This window comes from Falsihalocynthiibacter sp. CO-5D18 (genome assembly GCF_041205445.1).
Lineage (GTDB): Bacteria > Pseudomonadota > Alphaproteobacteria > Rhodobacterales > Rhodobacteraceae > Falsihalocynthiibacter > Falsihalocynthiibacter arcticus.
On the sequence record NZ_JBGFCF010000084.1, the window covers coordinates 1 to 560 of the forward strand.

General features: G+C 46.2%; 2 protein-coding genes. Both read left to right on the forward strand.

Going from position 1 to position 560, the window contains the following annotated elements; all coding sequences use genetic code 11:
- Positions 1-342 (forward strand): sugar transferase (locus tag AB9F27_RS22020; protein ID WP_369758220.1); only part of this gene is annotated, 342 nt, incomplete at its 5' end.
- A gap of 37 nt (positions 343-379) precedes the next feature.
- Positions 380-560, forward strand: a 181-nt coding sequence (locus tag AB9F27_RS22025) for a hypothetical protein (RefSeq protein ID WP_369758221.1), incomplete at its 3' end; no start/stop codon positions are given.

Consider the following 560-nt stretch of genomic DNA (forward strand, 5'->3'; position numbering starts at 1 on the left):
GTTGCACAGGATCCAAGGATCACCAAAACGGGCCGTATTCTTCGGGGTCTGTATATCGACGAAATTCCCCAGTTTATTAACGTGATACTCGGGCAAATGTCCATCGTCGGTCCACGCGCAAACTCCTATTCGCCCGAGAGTTACGAGCCATGGCAGAAGATCCGCCTTCAGGTAAATCCAGGCATTACCGGAACTTGGCAGATTTCCCGCAACAAACCTTATGGGTTTGATGAGCGTTGTCGTATGGATTTGGATTATATTAGCTCTAAATCGTTACTCACAGATATTGTTATTCTCTTTCAGACGGTTAGAATGCTGCTGACGAGTTTTTCGGGCGAATGACGCGGGCGAACTCGAGAATTTTTTTGAAAATCGTGAAATGGCATACGATTTTGGAGACCCGCGCATCGTGAATGAAATCCCCAAAGAATTCGAAAATGTTGAGGTGAGTGTCCTTGAACCATGTCCAAACGTTCTTCAGGTCATCGACAACCTTAGCGTTGGCGGGGCACAGAGGTTATTGTTTGCATTTGCGGATTCAACAGATCCGATCATGAATT